Raw genomic sequence first — 4,364 nt, forward strand, 5'->3', positions numbered from 1 at the left:
CGCGGATAAGCACTCGTTCGAACACACGACAACGACCCGATACTCGCGCTGTCGCGCCGGTATCGGGTCGTTTCGCGTTTCGCGGGGAGCTGGGCCGCTCAGGTGATGCGGCGGCTGCTGATATAGCCGGCCACCGTGACGATCAGCGCCGGTGGCCATGCCAGCACCGCGAGATAGCAGGCATCGGAGATCTTGCTCCACGCCGATTCGGGTTCGCCGCCGAAGGGGTCGACGCCGGACCAGTTGTCGATGCTCATCGCGCACAGGGCGATCAGGATGACGGCGCCGGTGAGCGCGATGGTGGAGACCAGGGCGATGGGCGCGCGGCGGCCGGGCGAGATGGGGCTCCAGCGGGGGACCACGTCACCGCGGGGATGGACCAGGCGCAACGCCAATAGCGCGGCGAGTAGTTCGGCGATGGACAGACCGAGTACGTAGGCGGTGCCTTCGCCCGGAATCATCTGTTCGGCGCGCCAGGCCGCCGGGGTGCCGAGTTCGAATCCGAATCCGAGCAGACCGCGCCACACCACGGTCGGTAGCGCGGCCGCCACGCAGATCCAGGCCGCGACCACGGCCCACGACGGCACGTCCTGTTTTAGAGGAGCGATTCTAGAATGCATATTCTAAAATTAGCGATAGGCTGACACCGTGGCAAGACCTGCGAAATTCGGCAATGAGGAACTCCTGGACGCGGCCCGCGACGCCGTGCTCGCACACGGATCCACCGCGTCCGTGGCCCAGGCCGCGGCGATGATCGGCGCGCCGACCGGCTCGGTGTATCACCGCTTCCCGTCCCGGGACCATCTGATGATCGCCCTGTGGCTGCGCTCGATCCGCCGGTTCCACGAGGGCTACCTCGCCGCCGCGCACCAGCCGGATGTCCGAGCGGCGTTGCGCGCGTGCGCGGTGCATATCCCGCGCTACTGCCGGGCGCATCCGGCCGATGCCCGCGCGATGATGCTGTTCCGGCACGCGGAGCTGGTGCAGGCCGCACCCGCCGATCTACGGGCAGAGGTCGCGACGGTGAACGATCAGGTGTGGGCGACACTGGACCGGCTCGCCGAGCAGCGCTACGGCAGGCGGGACGCGCGGCTGGTCACGCTGGTGCGGGCCGCGGTGGTCCAAGCGCCCTACGGGCTGGTGCGACCGCACATCGGCGCAGCGGTGCCCGACGTCCTCGACGAGATCGTCGTCGCGGCGGCCGAGGGTATTCTCGCCCTCGGCGACCGGTGAGGCGCTACACGCTGTAGCGCAGGGCCTGCTCCGAGCGGCAGATGTCGTCGATGCCGGCGACGATCTCGCGCAGCTGCTCCGAGGGCAGGGCCGAGGGGCGCAGGCGGCAGGTGAAGGTGATCAGGCCGTAGTCGGCGGGGGCGAGGCCGCGGGCGGCGGCTTCGGCGCGCAGGTACGGGGAGCGCACGCCGTAGGTCATCGCGGAGATGACGGTGAAGCAGCCGGTGCGTTCGCGGTGGTCGGCGAACAGGTCGTGCAGGCCGTAGAACACCGAACCGTAGTTGGCCAGCGGCGCGAACACGCCCACCCGGTAGGCGGGACCGCGCTCGGAGGAGCTGATGACGGTGTCGGCCAGGTACTCCGCGTCGCGCATGGTGAGCACCTTCGGCGCGAACATCAGCGCGCCCGCCGCGGCATTGCGCACCGGCATGCCCGCGCGGCCGCCCGCGGCGGAGGCGATGGCGCCCAGCGACTTCCGGGTGCGGGTGCCGACCTCGCGCCGGGCCCGCAGGCCGCGGGTGGGGGCGGTCGGGTAGAGGCTGGACCATTGGCCGAAGCGGACGGCGCCGAGGGTGACCTGGCCGGTGCCGACGGGGCGCGCCACCTTCAGCGGCGCGGTGTCGACCCAGCGGCCGACCTGCAGCGCCGCGCTGCCGGGGTTGGTGATCTCGGTGGTGGCGTGCTCGACGAAGGAATCGAAGTCGAGGAACCGGTCGGCGTCGGTGGTGAGCCAGGTGTGGTCCTTGTCGACCTCGACGACGTCGAGGGTCAGCGCGGTGATGATGCCGGCCCGGCCGCCCGCGCCGAGGATGCGGTGGAACCGCTCGGTGTGGTGGCCGCGCCCGCAGGTGCCGATCCGGCCGTCGGGGTCGACGTACTCGAGGTCGACGATCTGGTCGATGAACATGCCGTAGCGATGCGAGGCGGTGCTGACGCCACCGACGGAGGCGAAACCGCCCGCGGTGATGTCGCGGTGATCGCCGACAACGGGCAGGCCCAGACCGTGCGCGCCGAGGCGGCGATCGATCTCGGAGAGCTTGGCGCCCGCCTGCACGCGGACGGTGCGCCTGCCCAGGTTGATGTCGAGCACCGAGTTCATCTTGCGCAGCGAGAGCACCGCGCGCTGATCGGTCAGGCCATAGGACTCTTCGGTCTGCTCGCCGCCGCGAACCGTCAGCCGTTCCGAACGATCACGCGAATCACGCACAGTGCGAACGACATCCGCAGTGTCCCGGGGGAGATATTCTTCGGAGATAACGGTGTGCGGCGTGCCCATGACCGCATAGCTAACCACAGCTCGGCGATTCTTGCGCACGGTACCTCGCAGCTATTTCCGGGCAGGGGCGAGCTGCTTGCTGAACAGGACTTTTCCGGTCGCGTCGCACAGGTCGACCGTGAGTTCGCCGGAGCGCCCGTCGATGCGGACCTCACCGAAATGCTGGTACTGCGCGTCCAGCGGTGAGGTGTTGGGTGCGGGCGGTGCGTGCACGAACACCGCCTCGGGCCCGAAGGTCGGGTCGAGGTCGTTGGGGCCGAACGCGCCCGCGTTGAGCGGGCCGGAGACGAACTCCCAGAACTCGTCGAAATCGGCGAAGGCCGCGCGGGCGGGCGAGTAGTGGTGCGCGGCGGTGTAATGCACGTCGGCGGTGAGCCAGACGACATCGGCGACCTTGTTCGCCTTGATCGCCGAGAGCACCTGGGCGATCTCGGTTTCGCGGCCCGACGGTGCGCCGGGGGCGGCGTTGGCGGGGCCCTCGAAGGCGGTCTTGCCGTCGGGGACGATCACGCCAAGCGGCAGGTCGGCGGCGACGATCTTCCAGGTGGCCTTCGACTCCCGCAGGCCGTCGATGAGCCAGGTGGTCTGCGCGGCGCCCAGGACCGAGCCCTGCGGTGCGGTGTTGGCGCCGTTGGCGTCCTTGTAGGCGCGCATGTCGAGGACGAACACGTCCAGCAGCGGGCCGTAGGCGATCTTGCGATACAGCCTGCCGTCGACGGCTTCCGACGGCTCCAGCGGCATCCACTCGTGGAAGGCCTGCCACGAGCGCGCGGCCAGGGTGTCCATGCTTCGCTCGGTGTAGCCCTTGTCGGCGGCGACCGTGCCGCCGGGATACCAGTTGTTGGTGGTCTCGTGGTCGTCCCACTGGACGATCTGGGCGACGGCGGCGTTGAAGCGGCGGTAGTTGTCGTCGGTGAGGTTGTAGGCGTAGTTGCCGCGGAACTGGTCGAGGGTCTCGGCGGGCGCGTTCTTGGCCTCGGCGGTGATGTTCTTCCAGACCCGGCCGTCGGGCAGCGTCACCGACTCCTTCAGCGCGTTGTCGGCATAGACGCAGTCGCCGGAGTGCAGGAACAGATGTGGGTCGCGGGCGGCCATGGTGGCGAAGACCTTCATGCCGCCCAGGTCCGGATTGATGCCGAAACCCTGGCCCGCGACGTCACCGGACCACTGCAGCCTGATGTCGGCGGGTGCGGTCGGCGCGGTGCGGAAGACGCCGGTCACCGTCTCCGAGCTCGCGCCGTCCTCGCCGTCGAGGCGGACCCGGTAGTGCACCAGCTCGCCCGCGGGCAGGCCGTTGACACGGATCCGGCCGGTGCCGTCGGTGGCCGGGGTGAGCAGGGGACCGGTGAATCGTGTGACGTCACTGAACTTCTCGGTCGCCGCGGTCTCCACGACCAGCGTCGCGGGCCGGTCCGAACGCGCCCAGATCAGCGCGCCGTCGCTGCGCGGGTCACCGACGGCGACGCCATGGGTGAGCGTCGGCCTGGCCCGGACCAGGCCGGGACGGTCACCGCACGCGGCCAGGGCGGGTGCGGTCACCAGACCGACGGCGGTGGAGCCCAACAGGGTGCGCCGGGACATCGCGAAATCCGAACGAGCCATAGGTTGCACGGTGCAATGCCGGTCGGAACCGCGGGACGCGGCCGTGGCAACGCCGCGTGAACGGTGCCGTACGAATCGCCCCGTGGGGCCAGTACTTTGCCACCGGTTTCCGGAGAGTCCGACTGCGGCTGTCGGTTGTCCGAGCAGGAGCGGTGGCCAGGCTGGACAACGCGCCGCAGAAGCAGTCGTGGCTCGGACACCGCGCGCGGGGGCTGGGTGTGCGCGGCGCGGGGGCCACAGGGGTGTGTAGAAT

4 protein-coding genes are annotated in these 4,364 nt (G+C 70.0%); 1 reads left to right on the forward strand and 3 read right to left on the reverse strand.

What is annotated here, in order from left to right:
* Nucleotides 1-98 precede the first annotated feature (98 nt).
* Nucleotides 99-620 carry a hypothetical protein gene (locus ACFWPJ_RS25895; RefSeq protein ID WP_378855030.1) on the reverse strand — a complete coding sequence of 174 codons (522 nt, stop codon included), beginning with the start codon at nt 618-620 and terminating at the stop codon, nt 99-101.
* A 28-nt stretch (nt 621-648) separates the two neighbouring features.
* On the opposite strand from ACFWPJ_RS25895, the gene ACFWPJ_RS25900 reads away from it, so the two are divergent.
* Nucleotides 649-1,233, forward strand: a complete 585-nt coding sequence (locus tag ACFWPJ_RS25900; RefSeq protein ID WP_378855032.1) for a TetR/AcrR family transcriptional regulator — start codon at nt 649-651, stop codon at nt 1,231-1,233.
* Between the two features lie 4 nt (nt 1,234-1,237).
* Here ACFWPJ_RS25900 and ACFWPJ_RS25905 read toward each other — a convergent pair whose 3' ends face one another.
* Nucleotides 1,238-2,509 (reverse strand): FAD-dependent oxidoreductase, encoded by a 1,272-nt coding sequence (locus tag ACFWPJ_RS25905; RefSeq protein ID WP_378855034.1) that lies wholly within the window; start codon nt 2,507-2,509, stop codon nt 1,238-1,240.
* A gap of 51 nt (nt 2,510-2,560) precedes the next feature.
* Nucleotides 2,561-4,111, reverse strand: coding sequence for an alkaline phosphatase D family protein (locus ACFWPJ_RS25910; protein WP_378855036.1), 1,551 nt, complete (start codon nt 4,109-4,111; stop codon nt 2,561-2,563).
* Nucleotides 4,112-4,364 lie beyond the last annotated feature (253 nt).

It is taken from the genome of Nocardia sp. NPDC058497 (assembly GCF_042720195.1).
Lineage (GTDB): Bacteria > Actinomycetota > Actinomycetes > Mycobacteriales > Mycobacteriaceae > Nocardia.

Bases quoted from the DNA above. Each gene is read 5' to 3' on its own strand.
- ACFWPJ_RS25910 (WP_378855036.1), bottom strand. From the start codon at position 4,111: ATGGCTCGTTCGGATTTCGCGATGTCCCGGCGCACCCTGTTGGGCTCC.
- ACFWPJ_RS25895 (WP_378855030.1), bottom strand. From the start codon at position 620: ATGCATTCTAGAATCGCTCCTCTAAAACAGGACGTGCCGTCGTGGGCC.
- ACFWPJ_RS25905 (WP_378855034.1), bottom strand. From the start codon at position 2,509: ATGGGCACGCCGCACACCGTTATCTCCGAAGAATATCTCCCCCGGGAC.